The 21349-nt window shown below is 73.1% G+C and carries 19 protein-coding genes; 11 read left to right on the plus strand and 8 right to left on the minus strand.

Annotation, left to right across the window (positions count from 1 at the left end; translation table 11 throughout):
- The first annotated feature begins 150 nt into the window (after positions 1-150).
- The 3 genes from AB0F10_RS15260 to nhaA all read left to right on the plus strand — a co-directional run bounded on the left by AB0F10_RS15260 (position 151) and on the right by nhaA (position 4204).
- Positions 151-1041: an ABC transporter ATP-binding protein gene (locus AB0F10_RS15260; RefSeq protein ID WP_360624091.1), complete on the plus strand. Its 891-nt coding sequence runs from the start codon at positions 151-153 to the stop codon at positions 1039-1041.
- Complete coding sequence (locus tag AB0F10_RS15265; RefSeq protein WP_360624093.1) at positions 1038-2675, plus strand: hypothetical protein; 1638 nt, start codon at positions 1038-1040, stop codon at positions 2673-2675. Before AB0F10_RS15260 ends, AB0F10_RS15265 begins: the two co-directional genes overlap by 4 nt.
- 239 nt (positions 2676-2914) lie before the next feature.
- On the plus strand, positions 2915-4204 hold the full coding sequence (gene nhaA, locus AB0F10_RS15270) for a Na+/H+ antiporter NhaA (RefSeq protein WP_360624095.1): 1290 nt from the start codon (positions 2915-2917) through the stop codon (positions 4202-4204).
- Positions 4205-4351: 147 nt separating this feature from the next.
- Here nhaA and AB0F10_RS15275 read toward each other — a convergent pair whose 3' ends face one another.
- Entirely contained in the window at positions 4352-5344 is a 993-nt protein-coding gene (locus tag AB0F10_RS15275; protein WP_360624097.1) for an Acg family FMN-binding oxidoreductase, read from the minus strand.
- Positions 5345-5376: 32 nt separating this feature from the next.
- Positions 5377-5892, minus strand: a complete 516-nt coding sequence (locus tag AB0F10_RS15280; protein ID WP_360624099.1) for a hypothetical protein — start codon at positions 5890-5892, stop codon at positions 5377-5379.
- A 213-nt stretch (positions 5893-6105) separates the two neighbouring features.
- On the opposite strand from AB0F10_RS15280, the gene AB0F10_RS15285 reads away from it, so the two are divergent.
- Positions 6106-6708, plus strand: coding sequence for a universal stress protein (locus AB0F10_RS15285; RefSeq protein ID WP_360624101.1), 603 nt, complete (start codon positions 6106-6108; stop codon positions 6706-6708).
- Positions 6709-6827: 119 nt separating this feature from the next.
- Positions 6828-7301: a universal stress protein gene (locus tag AB0F10_RS15290; RefSeq protein ID WP_360624103.1), complete on the plus strand. Its 474-nt coding sequence runs from the start codon at positions 6828-6830 to the stop codon at positions 7299-7301.
- A gap of 43 nt (positions 7302-7344) precedes the next feature.
- On the opposite strand, the gene AB0F10_RS15295 is transcribed toward AB0F10_RS15290, so the two are convergent.
- The 5 genes from AB0F10_RS15295 to AB0F10_RS15315 form a co-directional block, all read right to left on the minus strand.
- Positions 7345-7824, minus strand: coding sequence for a nitroreductase family deazaflavin-dependent oxidoreductase (locus tag AB0F10_RS15295; RefSeq protein WP_360624105.1), 480 nt, complete (start codon positions 7822-7824; stop codon positions 7345-7347).
- Positions 7824-7952, minus strand: coding sequence for a hypothetical protein (locus tag AB0F10_RS15300; RefSeq protein WP_360624107.1), 129 nt, complete (start codon positions 7950-7952; stop codon positions 7824-7826). Before AB0F10_RS15300 ends, AB0F10_RS15295 begins: the two co-directional genes overlap by 1 nt.
- A gap of 97 nt (positions 7953-8049) precedes the next feature.
- Positions 8050-10749, minus strand: coding sequence for a cation-transporting P-type ATPase (locus tag AB0F10_RS15305; RefSeq protein WP_360624109.1), 2700 nt, complete (start codon positions 10747-10749; stop codon positions 8050-8052).
- Between the two features lie 83 nt (positions 10750-10832).
- Positions 10833-11519, minus strand: a complete 687-nt coding sequence (locus AB0F10_RS15310) for a CBS domain-containing protein (protein ID WP_360624111.1) — start codon at positions 11517-11519, stop codon at positions 10833-10835.
- Positions 11520-11663: 144 nt separating this feature from the next.
- Positions 11664-12584: a universal stress protein gene (locus tag AB0F10_RS15315; protein WP_360624113.1), complete on the minus strand. Its 921-nt coding sequence runs from the start codon at positions 12582-12584 to the stop codon at positions 11664-11666.
- Between the two features lie 164 nt (positions 12585-12748).
- Here AB0F10_RS15315 and AB0F10_RS15320 point away from each other — a divergent pair, with 164 nt between their 5' ends.
- Both AB0F10_RS15320 and AB0F10_RS15325 read left to right on the plus strand, forming a co-directional pair.
- Positions 12749-13750: an Acg family FMN-binding oxidoreductase gene (locus AB0F10_RS15320; protein WP_360624115.1), complete on the plus strand. Its 1002-nt coding sequence runs from the start codon at positions 12749-12751 to the stop codon at positions 13748-13750.
- Positions 13751-13786: 36 nt separating this feature from the next.
- The gene (locus tag AB0F10_RS15325) at positions 13787-14749 is read left to right on the plus strand and encodes an Acg family FMN-binding oxidoreductase (protein WP_360624117.1); all 963 of its coding nucleotides are present in this window, start codon (positions 13787-13789) and stop codon (positions 14747-14749) included.
- 59 nt (positions 14750-14808) lie between these two features.
- Here the strand turns inward: AB0F10_RS15325 and AB0F10_RS15330 are convergent, their stop codons facing one another.
- Complete coding sequence (locus AB0F10_RS15330; protein ID WP_360624119.1) at positions 14809-15255, minus strand: MarR family transcriptional regulator; 447 nt, start codon at positions 15253-15255, stop codon at positions 14809-14811.
- A 48-nt stretch (positions 15256-15303) separates the two neighbouring features.
- On the opposite strand from AB0F10_RS15330, the gene AB0F10_RS15335 reads away from it, so the two are divergent.
- From AB0F10_RS15335 to AB0F10_RS15350, 4 genes are all read left to right on the plus strand, one after another.
- Positions 15304-16410: a substrate-binding domain-containing protein gene (locus AB0F10_RS15335; RefSeq protein WP_360624121.1), complete on the plus strand. Its 1107-nt coding sequence runs from the start codon at positions 15304-15306 to the stop codon at positions 16408-16410.
- Positions 16411-16487: 77 nt separating this feature from the next.
- Positions 16488-17894 (plus strand): APC family permease, encoded by a 1407-nt coding sequence (locus AB0F10_RS15340; protein WP_360624123.1) that lies wholly within the window; start codon positions 16488-16490, stop codon positions 17892-17894.
- Positions 17891-18904: an acetamidase/formamidase family protein gene (locus AB0F10_RS15345; RefSeq protein WP_360624125.1), complete on the plus strand. Its 1014-nt coding sequence runs from the start codon at positions 17891-17893 to the stop codon at positions 18902-18904. Before AB0F10_RS15340 ends, AB0F10_RS15345 begins: the two co-directional genes overlap by 4 nt.
- A gap of 247 nt (positions 18905-19151) precedes the next feature.
- Positions 19152-21347 carry a diguanylate cyclase gene (locus AB0F10_RS15350; protein WP_360624127.1) on the plus strand — a complete coding sequence of 732 codons (2196 nt, stop codon included), beginning with the start codon at positions 19152-19154 and terminating at the stop codon, positions 21345-21347.
- Positions 21348-21349: the final 2 nt, after the last annotated feature.

Consider the following 21349-nt stretch of genomic DNA (forward strand, 5'->3'; position numbering starts at 1 on the left):
GCCATTGGTCCCTGATCACTCGTGCCACCACGTCCGCCTCCCGGAGCGAGCTGCCTCCTTTCGGTTGGGTCCGGGGAGTACGGTGAGCGACAGGTGTGCCGGGAAGTCTGGTCGGCGGTCAATGACCCATGCCGACCGAAGAGGAATTCCATGCCTGCTCCCGCTTTGCGCACCGTCGAGCTGACCAAACGCTACGGACGTCTCACCGCCGTCGATCGCCTGAACCTGGACGTACAGCCGGGTGAGGTCTTCGGGTTCCTCGGCCCCAACGGCGCCGGTAAGTCCACCACCATCCGGTTGCTGCTGGGGCTGGCCCGCCCGTCCGCGGGCCGGGCCGAGGTGTTCGGCGTCGACGCCGCCGACGTCGCCCGGGCCCACCTGTCGCTGGCCTACGTACCGGCCGAGGTGTCGTTGTGGCCGCAGCTGACCGGCGCGGAGATCCTGCACCTGCAGGCGCGGACCGGTCCCGGCACCGACCTGGCGTACCGCGACGAACTCGTCGCACGGTTCGCGCTCGATCTGTCGAAGCCGGCCCGTACCTATTCGACCGGCAACCGGCAGAAGGTCGCGCTGATCGCCGCGTTCGCGACCCGGGCGCCGCTGCTGGTGCTGGACGAGCCGACCAGCGGCCTGGACCCGCTGATGGAACGCGAGTTCCGCGCCGCCGTGCGCCAGGCCCGGGACCGGGGCCAGGCGGTGTTCCTCAGCTCGCACCAGCTCGCCGAGGTCGAGGCGGTCTGCGACCGGGTCGCGATCCTGCGCGCGGGACGCCTCGCCGAGGTCGCCACCCTCGGCCGGCTACGGAATCTGCACCGCTCGGAGGTGACGATCTCCTACACCGGTACGCCACCACAGCTGTCCACGATCCCCGGCGTCGACGCGGTCGAGGCCACCGGCGACGGGCGACTGCGGTTCACGCTGCACGGCTCGCCCGGCGCGGCCCTGCAGGCACTCGCCGGCGCCGACCTCACCGCCCTGACCGTACGTGAACCGAGCCTGGAAGAGGTCTTCCTCGATTACTACGGTACGGACGCCCGGTGAGCGCCGGGATCCTTTCCCCGACCGCCGCTGCCCGGCCGGCCGCCGCGCCCGCTCCGGGCCGGGCGGTCACCGGCCTCGCGGTGCGGCAGGTGCGTCGCGGCGGCCTCATCGTCGTCGTCTTGGCGGCCGGGATGACCGCGCTCGTCACGGCCACCTACGCCCAGGTCATGGCCGACCCGGCCGCGGCCGGCAGCCTGGCGGCCCTCGCAGGGAACCCGGCTATCCGCATCCTGTTCGGCGCACCCGCCGGCCTCGACACCGCGGGCGGGTTCACGGTCTGGCGGGTCGGCACCTTCGTCGCGGTGCTGTCGGCCGCCTGGTCGATCCTGACGACGACCCGCATCACCCGCGGCGAGGAGGACGCCGGCCGCTGGGACATCCTGCTGTCCGGCCGGGTCACCGTCCGCGAGCTGCTGATCCGCCACCTGGCCGCCGTCGGAAGCGTTCCGGTCGCCGCCGGATCCGCCATCACCGGCGTACTGCTGGTCGCCGGCACCGCACCGGCCGGCGCGCTGACGCACGGCGCCGGCACCGCCCTGCTCGGGGTGTTCTTCGTGGCGGTGGCGGCGCTCACCGCGCAGATCTTCCCGGCCCGGTCGGCGGCCACCGGCACCGCGGTCGCCGTGCTCGGCGCCGGCCTGCTGGCCCGCATGATCGGCGACGGCGTCACCTGGCTGCGATGGCTGCACTGGCTGTCGCCATTCGGGCTGCTCACCCGCTCCGGTCCGTACGTCACGAACAACTGGCCGCCGCTGCTGATCCTGCTCGCCGCGGCGACGGTCGTCGCCGTGCTCGCGCTGGCCGCGGCCGGACGGCGTGAGGTGCGCGGCGGGCTGGTCGCGTCCGGATCCGGGCGCCACCCCCGGCTGCGGATGCTCGGCAGCCTCGAGGCGTTCGCGGTGCGCCGGGCGCTGCGGCCGTTCACCGGCTGGGCGCTGGGCATCGTCGCCTACTACCTGCTGATCGGCACGACCGCGGTCTCCATCACCGGCTTCCTGAAGGACAACCCGGCCCTGGCGGGCCAGGCGGCCGCGGCCGGATTCGGCGGACTCGGCAGCATCGCCGGCTTCACCTCGACGCTGTTCGCGATCCTCGCCATCCCCGCCGGTGGTTTCACCGCGGTGCGGATGGTCGCGTTCGTGACCGCGGAGACCGACCGGCGGCTGACCCTGCTCGCCGCCCAGCCGGTCACCCGCATCCGGCTGATCGGCGCGGAGATCGCCGCGACCGCGACCACCGCCGCCGCCCTGGTCACGATGGCCGGGCTGGCGACGTGGGCGGGCATCCTCGCGGTCGGCGGTGACCTCGACCTGATCGCGGCGCTGCGCGGAGTGTGGAATCCGCTGCCGATCGTCGCGCTCAGCCTGGGCGCGGCGGTGTTCGCGATCGGATGGGTGCCCCGCTGGACCGGCGTCATCGGCGCGCTGCCCGCCACCGGCGGCTTCCTGCTGCTGGTCCTGGCCGAAAGCGTCGGCGCACCCGGCTGGGTCCGCGACGCCTCACCCTTCGCGCATCTCGCGCCGGTGCCGCTGACCAATGTGAACTGGGCCGGCTCCGCGGTCATGCTGACCGTATCCGTTCTGCTGGCCGTCGCCGGTGCGGCCGGCTACCGACGACGAGACCTGCGGTCCTGACCGGCTGACAGGTCGGTCTCGGCGGGTATCGGACCGGGACCGGGCACCACCGTGGTGACCGCGCGGCCCCGCTCAGGCGACTTCGCGGCCCCGGTGGTACTCGCGGATCGCCCGCTGGTGCGGCGACCAAGGCCTACTGGCCTGATGGTCCGGCGCCGGTGCCGGCGGGTAGGGTGGGCGGCGGTGTGCCGGGAAGTCTGGTCGGCGGTTCCGTTGCCGACCCCTTCCGGAGGATCCGCTTGCCTACCCGATCGAACAGGCGTTGGCTCTTCGGCCGGGGTAGCTGGGCCGAGACCAGCCGCATCACCGATGTCCTGCGCACGGAGACCGTTGGCGGCCTGCTGCTTCTCGGCGCGGCGGTGGTGGCGCTGGGGTGGGCGAACTCGCCGTGGCGTGAGGCTTACGCCACGCTCGGCGACCTGCGGTTCGGGCCCGCAGCCCTGCACCTCGATCTGAGTCTGGCGACCTGGGCGTCCGACGGCCTGCTGGCGGTCTTCTTCTTCGTCGCCGGCCTCGAGCTGAAACGCGAGTTCGTCGCCGGTGACCTGCGCGATCCGCGGCGGGCGTCGTTGCCTGTCGCCGCGGCGGTCGGCGGCATGGCGGTCCCCGCACTGATCTTCGTCGCGGTGAACGCGACCGCGGACGCCGCCGTGCTGCGCGGCTGGGCGGTGCCCACCGCCACCGACATCGCCTTCGCGCTCGCCGTCCTCGGGGTGATAAGCACCCACCTGCCGTCGGCGCTGCGCACGTTCCTGCTCACTCTCGCGGTGGTCGACGACCTGCTGGCCATCGCGATCATCGCCGTTTTCTACACGTCGTCGTTGCATCTGCTGCCGCTCGGCCTCGCCCTGATCCCGATCGCGGTGTTCGGGATGCTGGTGCAGCGCCGCGTCCGATCGGTGTGGGTGCTGCTGCCACTGGCCGTCGCGGCGTGGGTACTGATGCACGTATCGGGGGTGCACGCCACGGTTGCCGGGGTTCTGCTCGCGTTCACCGTGCCGGTGGTCCGCCGTGCGCCGGGGCCGGGCCCCGGCTTGGCGGAACGGTTCGAGCACGTATGGCGGCCGCTGTCGGCCGGGCTCGCGGTACCGGTGTTCGCATTCTTCGCCGCCGGGGTCACCATCAGCGGTGGGCTCGGCGCGAGCCTCACCGACTCGATCACCGTCGGCGTCATGCTGGGGCTGGTGATCGGCAAGACGATCGGCATCACCGGGTCGACGTGGCTCGTGCAGCGTTTCACCCGTGCCCGGCTGGCGGAGGGGATCAGCTGGTGGGACGTGTTCGGTCTGGCGCTGCTCGCCGGGGTCGGGTTCACCGTATCGCTGCTGGTCGGTGAGCTCGCCTTCGGCGACGGAACCCCACGCGACTCGTCCGCGAAGATCGGAATCCTGCTCGGCTCGGTGACGGCGGCTCTGCTCGCCACCGTGGTGCTGCGGGTGCGTAACCGGCACTACCGCCGGATCTGCGCCGACGAGGCCGTCGACGCCGACGCCGACGGAGTACCGGACGTCTTCGAGCCGGGCCGATGACGGCCGGTTCCGCGGCGCGCGCCGCTGGGGTTCACCGGGCGATCCCGATCTGCATGCGTGGTGCCTCCTCGGCTCAGCCCTCGATCAAGCCTAGTTGACGGCGACCGAGGTCAGGGGCGGCGTCGCGCGCGCCGGCCCCTGAGGTGGTCAGGGTTGGACCAGCACCTCGGACAGCCGGCGGCGTGGCGTGGCCACGACCTGTCGGCCGTACCCGATCCGGATGATCATTTGCGCCCACCGGCCCTCGGCGGCGGCGCTGAGCAGCCTGCGGATCGCCGGCACCTCGATCGGCTGGCTGATCGGGGTGGTGGCGAGGTTCTGCCAGGTCGCGGTGAGCAGGACCCGCTGCAGGGCCTGCCCGGCGGTCACCCACTGCGTCCGGCCGTCGCCCTCCGTCGCCAGGACCAGGAGGGTCGGGTACGGCTCAAAGGCACCGGTCGCGGCGTGCGGCGGAAGCAGCCCGAAGTCGCGGACGGGCACCGTCTCCAGCGCGTCCCACGGGCCCACCGCCGACCGGGGCACCCCGTCGCGCCTGCGTGGGACCGTCCACCGCGACCGTTCGGCCCGGTAGCCGGCCCGGGTCTGCAGCCGCCGGTTTGCGACCTGCGACAGCCGCACGATCGCGTCGCGGGCCGTGGGACCGGCGACGGCGAGCACGGCACCCTCCCGCCGGGCGGCGTCACGCAGATGCGAGAGCGCGACCCCCGGCACGGCGGTCTGCGCGAACGGCCACCGGTTGGTGTGCCGGTGCGCGACGGCGGCGGCGAGTGCCTCGACCGCCGGTGTCGCCGCGGCGGGCGGGCCCACGGCGACCCGAGCCACCAGGCCCGCATCCTCGGCGTCCGGGAACAGCGCGAACACCGGCCGGAAGCCCTTGCGCCGGATCGCGAGGCGCAGGGTGAACAGCGCGGCGCCGACGCTGATCAGGAGCTCGCGACCGGCCGGGTCGAGCACGTCGAGACGGCGGCCGGAATCGGTGTACACGTCGACGCCGTCACCGGTGATCCGGAAGCGCCAGGGCTGGCTGTTGTGCAGCGACGGCGCCGCGGTCGCCGTCCGCACGCAGTCCGTCAGGACGGCCCTGGACAGCGCGGGCAGCGCCGCACGCCCGCCGGGGGCGTCGGTACGCGTAATGCTCATTGCGACCTCCTTCGGAAGCTGGCCCGGGCCGGTCAGGCGGCCACGTCCAGGTAGATACGGCCGGGCAGTTCACCGACGCGGTAGCCGACGACGTCGTCGAGTCCGAGGGCGATCGACACACGGCCCTCGAAGTCGCCGGTGATCGCGTACCCCTTGAGCGTCGGTAGCCCGGTGCGGTGGATTCCGGAGACGGTGGTGCTGCCGTCGGCGCGGTGGGCCTGAGGGCCCTCGATGTCGAAGACGATCCGGTCGTAGCCGTCCGCCCGATGACCGGCGTACCGGATGCCGGTCAAGACCGGCACCGGCGGAACGGCCGGATGGTGCGTCACCGTGACCGGTCCCGAGTTCCAGGCGGGACGGGTGACCGGGGCCGCGGCTCCGCCGCTGCCCGGAACCGGACGGGTCGGTGCGGCGGTGGCCGCCGGGGCCGGGCCGGGGGCGGGGCCCGCTGCGGACGTCGAGGGGACGGGCGAACCGCCGCCTCCGCATCCGGCCAGGACGACCAGCGCCGTCACGGTGGCGATCATCCGGGGGAAATTCGTTTCCATTGCCGCCTCCGATGAGCAGAACACCCGTGTCTCCGCCTTACGCTGCCCCGGACGTACGTCCGCGGACAGAGGCGGTGGTCCCGCCTGCCGGGGCCGTCGGTACCGGCGGGCCGTGCGGCGAATCTTCAGGACCAACGGCTCTGCCCGCCGCGGCGGGCGCGCGGGAGACTTGCGGTGACGTCCCCCCGGTCCGGCTCCTGAGGAGGGCGAGCGATGACCACCCAGCCTGTGATGACGAACGGCAACGACGATGTGTTCGCGGCGGTCCTGGAGCTGCTGCGGGACAGCGGGCTCGCGCCGGCATCGGTGCGGAACCTGGCCGAGGCCGTCGTGGTGGACGGTGCCGTGTCCGGCCGGCCGGGCTCGGTGGTCGTCGCGGCCGTCGACGACGACGGCAACGACGGCCGGATCCTCCGGTACGCCGCCCGCGAGGCCGCCCGCAGGTCCGTGCCGCTGCGCGTCGTGCATGTGTGGAGTCCGCGCGCGACGGCGCGCGAGGGCATGCGGCTGTGCCGCCACGACCGGATGTCCGACGCGGACCGCCTGTTGTCCGACGTTCTCTACGACGATCTTCCGGCCGCCGAGGCGGACGCCGCCGAGCGGGAGATCCGTTCCGACGTCGATGCGGTCCGCTCTCTGATCGGCCTCAGCGCGGGCGTCTCGCTGCTCGTGATCGCGGCCCGCAGGGGCGACAGCGCGACCGGTGTGGCGATCGGCTCCACGGTGCGCGGCCTGGCCGGCCGGACCGGCTGCCCGCTCGCCGTTCTGCCGCCGGCGGGCCCCGACGAGTGGCCGCCGACCCCTTCCACGTGGTGAACAACGCGCCCGGCCGGACCAACGTCCCGGCCTCTCGGGTACGCCAGCCCTACCGCGGGGCACCGGCCAGGGCCTGAATGAAGGTGCGCGGATGTGTTCGTTCACGGAGAGGAGCAGCCATGAGCGCCACCTATCTCATCGTCGTCGGGGTCGACGGCTCAGAGGGAGGCCGCCGGGCCCTGGACTGGGCGGCCCGTGAGGCGGCCGATCGGGGCGGAGCGGTCCAGGCCGTCATCGCGTGGTCGTGGGACGGCATCGAGTACGGCCCCATCGCCACCACCAACCCCCAGGAAGAGGCGAAGCGCGCCGCCGACGTCCTCGATCGGGAGATCCAGGCCCTGGTGAGCCGCCGCGGTTCCCAGCTGCCGGTCGCGGGTGAGGTGATCGAGGGCGGGCCGGCCGACGTGCTCGCGGCCGCGGGGCGCTCCGCCGATCTGTTGGTGCTGGGCAGCCACGGCCACGGCCCGGTCCGGCACACCGTGCTCGGATCTGTCAGCGAGGCATGCATTCGCAAGGCCACCTGCCCCGTGGTGGTCGTCCCCGTGCCCGTCGAGCGGACGCAGTCCGAAACCGAGCCGGCGCTGCTCCAGTGAGGTGCACGCGGGAGGGGCCACCTGCGCGCAGGTGGCCCCTCCCTCAGCTCCGATTCGCCACGACACGGAACACGGGGTAGCGCGCCGCGATCCGCGCGAAGTCCGCCGGCGGGGCGTCCAGGTCGAGCGGGATGTGCGGCCTGGCTCCCGGAGCCAGCCGCAGGTAACGACGCAGGATCGGTGCGCGCCGCTCGGCCGGGACGTCCTCCAGGCGTACGCGCTCGCTGCCGCGGTGGCGCAGCACCGCCTCGCCGCCGGCCGCGTGTACGTTGCGCACCCAGCCGACGTCCTCCCCCAGCATGGAGACCAGGTAACGCTCCCCGGCGACGTCGGCCACCACCAGGGGCAGCGTGATCTGCCTGCCGCTGGTGCGGCCGCGGACCTGCAGCGTCACCGCCCGGCGCGGGGCCAGCAGGCCGTGCGAGAACTGCGCCGCCGACACCGCGTTCAGCCACCGCGCCAGGCGGTTGGGCCGTCCCCCGCGGTACATCCAGCGTGCCATCCGGGACGAGACCAAGGGCATCACACACCTCCTCGTGGGACTTCGCGGCGGTCGACCTGACCCCTGCAGCCGATCCCGCTTCCGGTGCGGCGCTCGTCCTCGTGCTCGCTGATGTTGATGTCGACCGTCCAGGTCCGTACGTGTGCCATGACGGCACCTCCCCCAGGTTCTCGGTCTGTTCCTCTTCATCACACCGCGCCGGCGCGGCGCACCCCAGTGCCATTGGTCCCGGGTAGTCGCGCCCGGCTACCTGCTCGACCGGTCCTCGCTGATCCGGCGGCGCCAGCGGTACAGCTCGTCCACGCCCCAGACGAGCACCGGGAACGGCAGGAGGAACGCCAGGTGTGCCGGGCTCAGCGCGGCGGTGCCGAACACCGCCTGCAGCGGCGGCAGGTAGATCACCGCGGCGGCGAAGACGAGCTCGAACGCGATGCCGCCGAGGAGCAGCCGGTTGGAGAACACACCGATCGAGCGCAGCGAGGCCCGGTCGGTGCGCGCGGCGAACGCCGTGCCGATCTGGCAGGCGACGATGCCGGCGAAGGTCATCGTGGTCGCCACCCGGTACGCGTCGTGCAGGGCGCTGCCCGGCCCGGTCGCGGCCCCCGGCTGCCAGCCGGCCCGCCACAGCGACCAGAAGAACCCGGCCATGACCAGCGCCGCCGACACGACACCCAGCAGTCCCCAGGCGCGCAGCAGCAGGTGGCGGTCGATGACACCGGCCTTCGGCGACCGCGGCGGCCGGTGCATCAGGCCCGGTTCCGCCGGTTCGCGTCCCAGCGCCAGCGCGGGCAGCGTCTCCGTGCCCAGGTCGATGGCGAGAATCTGCAGCACGGTCAGCGGCAGCGGGATCGCACCGCCGGAGAGCGCGAAGATCAGGAACGGCACGACCTCCGGTACGGCGTGAGCGAAGATGTAGAGCATGAACTTGCGGACGTTGTCGTACACGCGCCGGCCGGCGTGAACGGCGCTGACGATGGTGGCGAAGTTGTCATCGGTGAGCACCATCGTGGCGGCCTCGCGGGCGACGTCCGTACCGGAGCCGCCCATCGCGATGCCGATGTCGGCGTGGCGCAGCGCGGGCGCGTCGTTGACCCCGTCGCCGGTCATGGCCACGATCCGGCCCGTCGCGCGCAGCGCCTCGCAGATGCGCAGTTTGCCCTCGGGTGTCGAGCGGGCGAAGACGATCTCCTCGTCGCCGTCGAGCAGCCGGTCGAGTTCGGCCTCGCTCATCGCCTCCAGCTCCGCGCCCGTGACGACCTGCCGGCCCTCGCCGATGCCCGCCTGGCGGGCGATCTCGGCCGCCGTCGGCCCGTAGTCGCCGCTGATCACGTGGATCCGGATCCCGGCCCGGTGCGCGTTCTCCACGGCTCCGGCGACGCCCGGCCGCAGCGGATCCGCCAATGCCAGCAGGCCCAGCAGCGTCAGGTCGGCCTCGGCCTCCTCCCGCAGTACCGCGTGGCCGACAGGGGCGACGCCAGACCCGACGGCGAGCACCCGCAGGCCGGCCGCGGCGAAGCGGTCGACGGCGGCCTGCAGCGCCACCCGCACGTCGGCGGACAGCGTCACGATGCGCCCGTCCGGGCCGACGACCCGGGTGCACAGCGGCACCATGGATTCCACCGCACCCTTGGTGTGCACGCGGGCGCCGTCGATGGTGGACATGCGCTTGAGCCTGCTGTCGAAGGCGTACAGGGTGGTGCGTTCCGCGTCCCGCTCGACGGCGTGCACCGGCGCTGACACCTGTGCGGCGAAGCGCAGCAGAGCCAGCTCCATCGGGTCGCCGGTGTCATGCGGTGCCCCGTCGCCGGCCGCTCGCGCCGTGGTGCACAGCGCGGCAGCGGAGGCCAGGTCTTTGACCCGCCGGTCGTCGTATGAGATCGCGTCAAGGTCGGAGCCGTACAGCCACACCCTGGTCACACTCATCCGGTTCTCCGTGAGGGTGCCCGTCTTGTCCGTGCAGATGACCGCCGTCGAGCCGAGCGTCTCCACCGCCGACAGCCGCTTCACAACCGCGCCGCCCCGGGCCAGTTCCCGGACTCCGGCGGCCAGCGCCAGGGTGACGGTCGGCAGCAGTCCCTCCGGCACGTTGGCGACGATCAGGCCGATCGAGAAGCTGATGGCCGCGGCCCAGCCCATCCCGGCGATCACGCCGATCGGCAGGAACGCGGCCCCGGCGCTGACCGCCACGATCGCGATGATCCAGGTCGCCCGGCGCACCTGACGCTCGAGCGGGCTCGGCTCCACCCGGCCCCGCTGCGAGAGCGCGGCGATCCGCCCGATCTCGGTGTGCATGCCGGTGCGGGTCACCACCGCCCGCCCTTGCCCGGCGGTGCACGCCGTCCCGCTGAACACCATCTCGCGGGCCTCCAGCAGCGGACCTGCCACCACCTCGGCGTCCGCCGTCCGCGTCGCCGGCAACGACTCGCCGTTGAGCGCCGACAAGTCCACCGACAGCGATCCGTCCACCAGCCGGGCGTCGGCGCAGACCCGGTCGCCCTCCGCGACCTCCATGACGTCGCCCGGCACCAGGTCACGGGCCGGCACCTCGCACAGCACGCCGTCGCGGAGCACCCGGGCGGAGTCCGGCAGATACGCCGCCAGCGCCTCGACGGCTCGTTCCGCCTGCATCTCCTGCACGAAGGCGAACCCGGCGTTGAGCAGGATCACCGCCACCACGGCCACCGCCAACGCCGGCGCGCCGCCGAACCACGCCAGCAGCGCAGCCACCATCAGCAGCAGCGCGAGCGGCTGGGTGAACTGCGCAAGGACTTGCCGCGGCCACCGGCGCCCGCCGTGGCGGGACAGCTCGTTCGGGCCGTACACCGTGAGCCGCCGCGTGGCCTCCCTGGTGCCGAGGCCCGCGGCGCTGGTGCGCAGATCCCGGAACAGCTCCACGGGGGGAAGCCGCTCGTCGACCGGGGCAGGTGCCGTATCCGTGTGCGCCATGATGCCAGCCTTCGACGTGCCGCCGATGCGAGACAGGGCCGATCGGCCCGACCGCCGCGGTCCTACGGCAGGGTGCACCGCGCTCAGGCGACGCCGTACACGATCCCGGCGCCCAGCACGTTGTTGTCGTCGTAGTCGAACTCCAGCTTGTCGACGACGCTCACCACGCCGGCGACCTGGCGGCTCAGCCGGGTCACGATCTCCACCGTCGACCGGCGGTCGACGCGGCCGGTGAGGGTCACGAGGCCGTCCTGCACGGTGACCTCGACGGCCGTGTCGGCGGCGGCGTAGACGCGCAGGACGCCCTCCTCGACGTCGTGGCGGATGTCGTCATCGGGGCGCAGGTGCACCTTGAGCAGGTCGCCACGCGTGACGATCCCCACCAGGCGGCCCAGGTCGTCGACGACCGGCAGGCGCTTGACGCCTTCGTGATCCATCAGCCGTGCCGCGGCGGCGATCGGCGTGCCTTCCACGGCGGTCACGGCCGGCGAACTCATGAGATCCGCGGCGGTCCGGGCGGTGGCCTTGATCCGCTCACCACGCCGGCGACGGCCGTCGAACAGCCGCGGCTGCTCCTCACCCGCGTATTCGATCTTGCGTAGCAGGTCGGCCTCCGAGACCACCCCGGTCACCCGTTGAAAGCCGTCGACGACCGGTACGGCGCTGAGCCGGTGCCGAATGAGCAGGTCCACGATCGCGCGGTAGGGCGCGTCCTCGGCGACGGTGATGACCGCCTTGCTCATGACGTCGTCCACATGCCAGTTCCTCATCACAGAACCTCCTTGTCCCTGCCTCGAACGCTAGGTTCCCGGCCGGGCGCGGATCAGTGCCGACGGTCCTGAATCGACGGGTCATGCGGCCGGGCGCACGGCCGCGCACTCGGATGAGGAGCAGTCGGGCGCCGTCGAGCCTCTCTAGCGTGTCTGTGCGGTGACGACGCGGCCGGGGCGCCTGCCGCCCCGCGTGGCGGGCCACCCGGCCGGCACGAGCAGGACGGGGCATCCGGCCGGCCGGGCCGGCGCCGATCCCAGCGAGTCGTAGAGCAGTTCGACGAACCGCCCGCTGCGCCCCATGCCGGCGACCAGCAACCGGCCGCGCCGGGAAGCGCGCTCCAGCGTGTACGCGATGTCCAGGTCGTGCACCAACAGCCGCTCGACCTCGACGTCCGGGTACCCGCAGGACCGTCCGGCGAGGGCCTCGGCCAGGCGGCGGTCCGCGTCCCGGCGGGCCGCGGCCTGACCACCGCCGGCGGTGCGCGTGCCGCCACCGGGCTGGTTCCACAGGTGTACGGCGACCAAACGGTCACCGGTCAGCGCCGCCTCCTCGAAACCCAGCTCCGCGGTGGCCGTCGGCGGCTCGCGGGCGGACAGGGCCAGGACGACCGGGCCCCGCTCCGGTACGGTCCCCCGCTGCACCAGCAACGGGCACGAACCGTGGTGTGCGAGGTACGCCGTCGTGGAACCCCAGCTCGTACGGGTGGGCGACGCATCGCGGTGACCGACCACGACGAGCCGCGCCCGTTCGGAGCAGGCGGTCAGCACCTGCGAGGCGCCGCCGTTCACCAGTTCCGTGGAGACCGTCAGCCCTGGTGCCCGGTGTTCGGCCCGGCGCGCCGCCAGTTCGATCAGATGACGCCCGTCGGCCTCCGTGGGCAGCGCCTCCCGGGTGCGGAACGTCCCCGAATAGTGTCCGGGCCAGGCGTGGACGATCACCAGCGGCGCACCGTGCCGCGATGCCTGGTCGGCGGCGAGGTCGACGGTCGCGGGATGCGAGCGCGACCCGTCGACACCGACCACCACGGGCGGATTCCGCTTCGACCACACGATGCTGGACATACCTGGACGGTAGGCGGCTTCCGAGCACTCGCGGCACGGCCGGTGGACCGTTGCGCCCGGGTCCTTCGGCCGCCCGGCCGAAGGACCAGGCTCGATGTGACCTTCGGCCCTGACCCGGACCGCCCGGCAACCGGCACCGTGAAGGAGAAGGCAGGAGGCCCATCATGACCGCTCCCCACGTTCGGCCCGCCCGATCCCCAGCGACCGAAGCGCTCGAGGCCTCGGCCCGCATGTCCCTGTTCGCACCGTCGGTGTTCAACACCCAGCCGTGGCGCTGGCGGCTCAGCGGCGAGAGCCTCGAACTGCGCGCCGACCGCGGCCGGGCACTGACGGTCACCGACCCCGAGGGCCGACTGCTGCTGCTCAGCTGCGGCGCCGCCCTGCACCACGTCCGGGTGGCACTGGCCGCCGCCGGCTGGGCGGCACGCGTCGTCCGGCTGCCCGACAGCGCCGACCCGGACCTGCTGGCCCGGATCACGGTCACCGGCCCCACGGACGTGGACCCGCGCGCCGAACGCCTCACCGCCGCCATCCCGCGGCGGCGCACCGACCGCCGCGCGTACGGTGGACGCGGCGTCTCCGAAGAGACGCTGACCGGGCTGCGCCGGGCGGTCGAGGCCGAGGGGGCGTACCTGCACGTCATCCGGCGCGACCAGATGCCGATGCTCGCCACCTCCACCGCACGTGCGGCGGACGCCGAGCTGAACGACCCGGCGTACCGGGAAGAACTGCTGCGGTGGACGCACCGTCCGCAGGGCAGCGGCGACGGCGTTCCGGCCTCGACCGCGGTACGGCAGAGCCCGCGCCGGGTACCGGTCCGCGACTACGCACCGGACGGCACACCGGGCTTGACCGCCGGTGACGGCTTCGACCTCGGCGCCGAGTACGTCGTGCTGTTCGGGTCCGCCGACCAGCCCGGCGACCTGCTGTGCGGCGGCGAGGCCCTGTCGGCGCTGCTGCTCGACGCCACCGCGGACGGCCTGGCCACCGCGCCGCTGAGCGACGCCATCGAGGTCGAATGGCCGCGCCGGCTGCTGCGCGGCCTGCTGGCCGACGTCGGCGAACCGTACCTGGTGGTGCGGCTGGGCCACGCCGAGCCGGACGAGGACCTGCCGCCCGCTCCCCGGCGCCGCGCCGAAGACGTGATCGAGATCGACAACGAGTAAGCGGCGGCCGCCGCTGCCGCGAAGGAGGCAAGTGCCATGAGCACGCAGCCCTACGACGCCGGCACCCTGCGGCTCGCCGCCGGCGCGGCGATACACGCACCCTCGCTGCTCAACAGCCAGCCCTGGCTGCTGCGCCTGCGCGACGGCGGCATCGAGCTGCTCAGCGACCCGGCCCGGCGGCTCGCCGTCGCCGACCGCACCGGCTGGGCGACCCGGATCGCCTGCGGGGCGGCCACCTACAACGCCCGCCTGGCGCTGGCCGCCAACGGCACCCCTGCCGATGTGAGGCTGCGGCCGTACCCGGCACAGCCGGAGGCCGTCGCGCGACTGACGCCCGCCCTGCCACGGCCGCCGACCTACCCGGAGCTCGACCTGTTCGCGGCGGTGCCCCGGCGCCACAGCAACCGGCGCCCCTTCTGGCCCGACCCGGTGCCCGCCGACGTCCGGACCCGGCTGATCGAGGCCGCCCGTGACGAGGGCGCCTGGCTCGACCTCCTCGTCGGCATCGCTGCCCTGAGCGGCTTCGCCCAGATCGCCCGGAGCGCCGACCAGACGCTGCGGCGCGATCCGGCGTACCAGGCCGAATTCGCCGCCTGGATACACACCGAGGCGGCCGGCGACGGGGTGCCGGTCACGGCCGGCGGCCCCGCCGCCGAGCACCAGGACCTGCTGCCGCAGCGACCGTTCGCCGGTCGGCGACGGGCGGCCGGCCGGGACTTCGAACCCGAGCCGCTCGTCGGTGTCCTCGGGTCGACCGGTGACGGACCCGTCGATCAGATCAACGCCGGGCAGGCGCTGCAACGCGTCCTGCTCACGGTCACCGACGCCGGCCTAGCCGGCTCGATGATGTCCCAGCCCATCGAGGTGCCCACCGCCCGCGAGCAGCTGCGCCACTCGCTGCACCGCTCGGGCATCCCGCAGATGGCCCTGCGGATCGGGTACGGCAGCCCCGGCCATCCCACGCCCCGCCGCGACGTCGACGACGTCATCGTGCGCTGACCGGGCTGAGGGACCCGACCGGGCCTCCCGCTGCGCCGTCGTGGGCCCTCCGGGGCCGTTCAGGGACGCTGGTCCTGCGCCCGGCCGGCCGCGGCCAGCGCCTCCAGCTCGCGCATCAGCCGCTCGGTGCGCTCGGCGCCGAACGCGGCGGCCACCTCGGCGTGATGCTCGGCGGCCCGGCGGTCCAGCCGGGCGACGAGGTCGCGGCCGAGGTCGGAGAGGTAGACGGCGACCCGCCGGCGGTCGGCCGTGTCCTGGCGGCGGTAGATCACGGCGTTGTCGACCAGGCGGTCGACGGCCTTGGTGAGGGTGGGGTGCGGCATCAGCACGGCCTCGGCCAGGTCGGTCATCGAGTGACCGCGCCCGTCGGACAGCGCCCGCAGGATGCGCCACTGCTCCACGCTGACGCCCTCGGCGGCCAGCCCGGCCGCGAGCTGCCGGCTGATCTGGCGTTCGACCTCGCTGAGCAGGTACGACAGGTGTGCGCGCAGTCCGGTCGCGGCCAACTCCGATACCCCCTTTTTCGTACGCCTGACAGCGAAGATACTCGGCGCATGCCCGACGACGTCGTTCTCGTCACCGATCCGCTGGAGGCCCGGCTGCTCGCTCCCGAGCCGGGCGGGGCCGTGCGGATCGGCATCGTGGTGCCGGCGTCCGGGACCCTCGGGCTGCTGGCGCCGTCGGCGCTGAACTGCGCCGTGCTCGCCGCCGCCGAGCTGAACGCCGCCGGCGGCATCCTCGGCCGGCCGGTGGAGCTGACGCTTGTCGACGGCGGGCGGGCGCCGGCCGAGGTGGCGGCGGAGGTGGCCGGGCTGGTCCGGGCGAACGCCCTGGCCGCCGTGGTGGGCACGCACGCGAGCGACGTCCGGGTGGCGCTGATGCGCGTGCTGGGCGGGCGGGTCCCGTACGTCTTCACCCCGCCGTACGAGGGCGGCGTGCGTACCCCCGGCGTGTTTCTGCTGGGCGAGACGCCGCAGCGGCAGCTGGGGCCGGCGCTGGACCGGCTGCTGGCCGCGCGGGCCCGGCGGTGGTTCCTGCTGGGCAACGACTACGTGTGGCCGCGCCGGGTGCACGAGGTGGCCGGCCGGCGGCTGATCCGGGCCGGCGCCCGGGTGGTGGGTGAGCGGTACGTGCCGCGCGGCGGCGCGGACGCGGCGGCGCTGGTCGCCGACGTGATCGCCGCCCGGGTCGACGCGGTGCTGCTCACCCTGGTCGGCAGCGACCTGGTGGCGTTCAACCGGGTGTTCGCCCGCTCGCCGGCGGCCGGGCGGGTGGCCCGGGTGTGCGCGGCGCTGGAGGAGAACGGCCTGCTGGGCGCGGGCGGCGACGGCACCGGCGAGCTCTACGCGACGATGGGCTACTTCGCCGCGCTGTCGACCGACGCGGCGCTGGCCTTCGCGCAGCGGTACGCGGGGCGGTTCGGCATGGACGCCCCGGTGCTCAACGGCTACGGCGAGGGCACGTACGACGGGGTGCGGTTGCTGGCCGCGCTGGCCGGGCGGGCCGGCTGCCTGGCCGCGCCGGCCCTCGACGCCGTCGCCGAAGGTACCGCGGTGTCCGGCGGCCGCGGCCGGTTCGTGCTGCGTGATCGGCATGCCGTGCAGCCGGTGTACCTCGCCCGCGCCGACGGCTTCGATTTCCAGGTCATCGACGCCGATTAAATCCTTCCGATGGAAACCTTTTCTGTTTCAAGCTTTTGGTTTAGCGTCGCCCCTCAAGCACAGAAGGAGGGCCACGCATGGCTCAGCCGCCGGACGGACCGTCCACCCCCGACCTCGAGCAGTACGGCTACCGCCAGGAGCTCAGCCGCTCGCTCACCTTCACCGACCTGCTGATCTACGGGCTCATCTTCATGGTGCCGATCGCGCCGTTCGGCATCTTCGGCAGCGTGTACTCCGGCTCCGGCGGCATGGTCGCGCTGGCGTACGTGATCGGCATGGTCGCGATGGTGTTCACCGCCCTCTCGTACGCCCAGATGGTCAAGGCCTTCCCGATGGCCGGCTCGGTGTACAGCTACGCCGGCCGCGGCATCGCGCCGCCGGTCGGCTTCCTCGCCGGCTGGGTGATCCTGCTCGACTACGTGCTGGTGCCGGGCCTGCTCTACCTGGTCGCCAGCGTGGCCATGCACTCGCTCGTGCCCGGCGTGCCGGTCTGGCTGTGGCTGGTCGCCTTCGTCCTGCTCAACACGGTGGTCAACTACTTCGGCATCCAGATGACCGCGCGGGTCAACAAGATCATGCTGATCGCCGAGCTGATCGTGCTGGCGATCTTCCTGGCGATCGGCATCGGCGCGCTGGCCTCCGGCAAGGGCGCGGGCTTCTCGTTCAGCCCGCTGTTCAACGCCGACACCTTCTCCTGGTCGGTGGTGTTCGGCGCGGTGTCCATCGCGGTGCTGTCGTTCCTGGGCTTCGACGGCATCTCGATGCTGGCCGAGGAGAGCCGGGAGGACGCCCGGCAGATCGGCCGGGCCATGGTCGGCGCGCTGCTGCTCGCCGGCGTCCTGTTCATCGTGCAGACCTGGGTGGCGGCGCTGCTCGTACCAGATGCGCCCGGGCTGCTGGCCAACGGCGACCCGGAGGGCACCTCGTTCTACGACGCCGCCCGCGTCGCGGGCGGCGGCTGGCTGGCCAACCTGACCGCGCTGGCCACCGCGATCGCCTGGGGCTTCGCCAACTCGCTGGTGGCGCAGGCCGCGACCAGCCGGCTGCTCTACGCGATGGCCCGCGACCGGCAGATGCCGCGGTTCCTGGCCCGGATCAACGAGCGGCACAAGGTGCCGGCCAACGCCACCCTGCTGGTCGCCGCCGTCTCCCTGGTGCTGGGCCTCTACATGGCGAGCCGCGACGACGGCATCTCGCTGCTGTCCACCCTGGTGAACTTCGGCGCGATGACCGCTTTCCTGGCGCTGCACGTCGCCGTGGTGGTCCACTATGTGGTGCGGCAGGGCAGCCGGGACTGGCTGCGGCACCTGATCGGGCCGGTGATCGGCTTCCTGATCCTGCTCTACGTGGTGATCAACGCGGACATCGCCGCGCAGACGCTCGGCTTCATCTGGCTGGGCATCGGGGTGATCATCCTGATCACCTTCTACCTCACCGGCCGGCGCCCCGTGCTGGCCGGCCTCGCCGAAGGGAGCAAGCCGTGACCGAGGTGGTCAACTACCGCCCCACCGCGGACGAGCTGTCATACACCTTCGGCGGCCGCGAGCCGGTGCGCCGGGTCAAGCCCGGCACGATCCTGGAGCTGTACACCGAGGACTGCTTCGGCGGCCGGGTCCGTACCGTCGAGGACCTGCCGTCCCAGGTGTGCGAGTTCCCCTACCTCAACCCGGTCACCGGCCCGTTCCACATCGAGGGCGCGGAGCCGGGCGACACCCTCGCGGTGCACTTCGCCGAGATCACGCCGGCCCGCGACTGGGCGGTCTCCTCGACGTTCCCGCACTTCGGGGCGCTGACCGCCACGCACACCACGGCGATGCTGCACCCGCCGCTGGACGAGGTGGTCTGGCGCTACGACGTCGACGTCCGCGCGGGCCTGGTGCGCTACCACGCCCGGCGCGGCGACTTCAGCATGGAGCTGCCACTGGACCCCATGCACGGTACGGCCGGAGTGGCGCCCGCCGCGTTCGAGAGCCGGATGACCATCGTCCCGGACGCGCACGGCGGCAACATGGACACCCCGGAGCTGCGCGCCGGGGTGACCGCGTACTTCGGGGTGAACGTGCCGGGCGCGCTGTTCGCCCTCGGCGACGGCCACTGCCGCCAGGGCGAGGGCGAGGTCTGCGGCACCGCCGTCGAGTCCGCGATGAACACCGTGCTCATCGTCGATGTGATCAAGGGCGCGGCCACACCGACCCCGCGCTTCGAGACCGACGAGGCGCTGATGTCGGCCGGTTCGGCCCGGCCGCTGGAGGACGCGTACCGGATGAGCCAGCACGACCTGGTGACCTGGGCGGCGGACCTGGCCGGGCTGGACGTTCTCGACGCGTACCAGCTGATCAGCCAGGCGGGCGAGGCGCCGGTCGGCAACGTCTGCGACCCCAACTACACGATGCTGGCCAAGGTCGCCAAGCGCTACCTGGGCGCGGGTCAGGCGTACGAGGGCGTGCACGGCCGCCTGCGCACCGTGGCGGGTGACTACCTCTCGTCCCGGTAGCCGTCAGGAACCACGGCCGGGAAACCCTGCTTCCCGGCCGTGGTGCTGATCCCGCCGTCGCGGTGGACCTCGTCGCGATCCCTGTGGCCGATGCGGCCGATGAGCCGGGAGGGGCCGCAGGTGGCTTCACCCGCCCGCCGGTGAGCGGCCTTCCGCTACCCGACCTACGGCAAACGCTGATCAGCATTCCGGCCGAGTGGTCGATGGTGTACTTGGAACGGTAGGCCGATGCGGTTGGGGGACGTCCATGCCGGTGGAGCTGTACGCACTCGTACCGCTGATCGGCGCGGGGATCGCCGCCGTGGTGGGCGTGCTGTCCTGGCGCCGCCGCTCGACCACCCGGGCCGCCACGGGGCTGGCGCTGCTCATGGCGGGCGTGGCGTGGTGGTCCGCGCTGGTTGCCGCGGGGATCCTGATCGGTGGCAGCCCGGGTGCACGGCTCTACGGTTTGGCGATCTTCCCGGGCGCGGGCCTGGCGGTGTTCGGCGCGTTTCTGCTGTGCCGCGCGTCGGCCGACCCGGGTTTCCGCCTGTCCCGCCGGATGGTTCTGCTGCTGAGCGTGGAGCCGGTCCTGGCGAGCTTGGCCGCCGCGACGAACGACTGGCACTGGCGGTTCATGGCCGAGGTCGGAATCTCCCCCGTGTCCGGGCTGCCCGCGGTCGTCTATGGGCCGGGGTTCTGGATACACACCCTGTATTGCTACGGGCTGATCTGGTGGGGGCTCGTGGTGGTGTGGCGCGCCCGGCGCGGGTCCGCCGGCCTGCTCCGCGGTCAGCTCACCACGGTGCTGATCGGCGCCGGCCTGCCCACCGTGTTCAACGTGCTGACGGTGCTGAAGGTCTTCGGCCCGCAGGTCCCGAACTACATGTCGACTGCCTTTCTGATCTCGGGCCTGATCTTCTGGTGGGCGCTGTTCCGGCAGGGCCTGATGCGCCTGGTCCCGGTGGCCCGGGCCGTGGTGGTCGAACGGATCAGCGACGCGGTCGTGATCGTCGACGATCAGCACCGCATCCTCGACCTCAACCCGGCCGCCTGCGCCCTGGCCCGGCAGCTGATGCCGGACCTGCCGGCCGGCATCGTCGGCATGCGACTGCCCGACGTCCTGGAGCTGGCGGCCGCCGTCCATCACCCGGCCGGTCCCGCGCGGGGCCCGGTCGGTGAGCACTACCTGGCCGCGGTGTCGGCCGGCCGGATCGAGCCCCGATTCCGGGTCGGCGGCCGCGACGTCGATTTCGACATCCGGTTCAGCTCGCTGACCGACCAGGCCGGTGTCGTCACCGGCCACGCGATCGTGGCACGTGACGTGACCGAGCTCAACGACAGCAAACGGGAACTCGCCCGGGCCAACGCCACCCTGGCCCACCAGGTCGACACGCTGGAACGGGTGCGCGCCGCCCTGGCCGAGCAGGAGGTCTACCTCACCGACGTCCTCGACTCGCTGCAGGTCGCGGTCACCACCTGCGACACCACCGGCAGGATCGTGCATCGCAACCGGACCTCCCGGCAGTGGAGCCCGCACACCGCGGACGCCGGCTACATCGTCGACGTGGTCCGCCGCGACGCCCTGATCCGCGCCGACGGCTCGACCGCCTCCGAGGGCCCCCTGCGCGAGGTGATGCAAGGCGCCACCATCGAACGCGAGCTGATCATGACGCCCCCGGGCGGCCCGAGCCGCGAGGTGCTGTTCTTCAGCCGGCCCCTGCGCGACATCTCCGGCGCGATCGTCGGCGCGGTCTGCAGCAGCTACGACGTGACCGAGCTCAACGAGGGCAAACGCGGGCTGGCCCGGGCGAACGGCGAACTGGCCCGGGCGAACCGGGAGCAGGCCGCACAGCTCGAAACGCTCGAACAGCTCCGCGCCCACCTGGCCGAGCAGGTGATCAGGGACCCGCTGACCGCGTTGCACAACCGCCGCCACCTGGTCGCGATGATGGAGCTTGAGGTGGCCATGGCCGCCGCCGCGCAGCGGCGTGCGGAGACCGGCACGGGCCCGGACCCGGCCGCCGGCACCGACCAGCTGTCCGTGGTCCTGCTGGACATCGATCACTTCAAGTCGGTGAACGACACCCACGGGCACGCCGTCGGCGACGAGCTGCTGATCGCCACCGCACGCGAGCTCATGGCCGCGGCCCGCGCCGGCGACACCGTGGCCCGCTACGGCGGCGAGGAGTTCGTCGTGCTGCTGCCGGGCGCCACCATGGAGCAGGCCAAGGAGCGGGCGGAGCAATGGCGGGCCCGCTGCGCGGCCGTCTCCGTACCGTCGGCGAACGGGCCGGTCCGCGCCACCTTCAGCGCGGGCGTCGCCGGATTCCCCGACTGCGGCACGACCCCCGAAGAGCTGCTGCGGGCCGCCGACGAGGCGCTCTACGCCGCCAAGGCCGCCGGCCGCGACCGCATCCTGCTGGCCAGGAAGCTCGTCTCGTCCGGGACGACACCTTCGTGATG

It is taken from the genome of Actinoplanes sp. NPDC026623, assembly GCF_040638275.1.
In the GTDB taxonomy this organism is placed as follows: Bacteria; Actinomycetota; Actinomycetes; order Mycobacteriales; family Micromonosporaceae; genus Actinoplanes.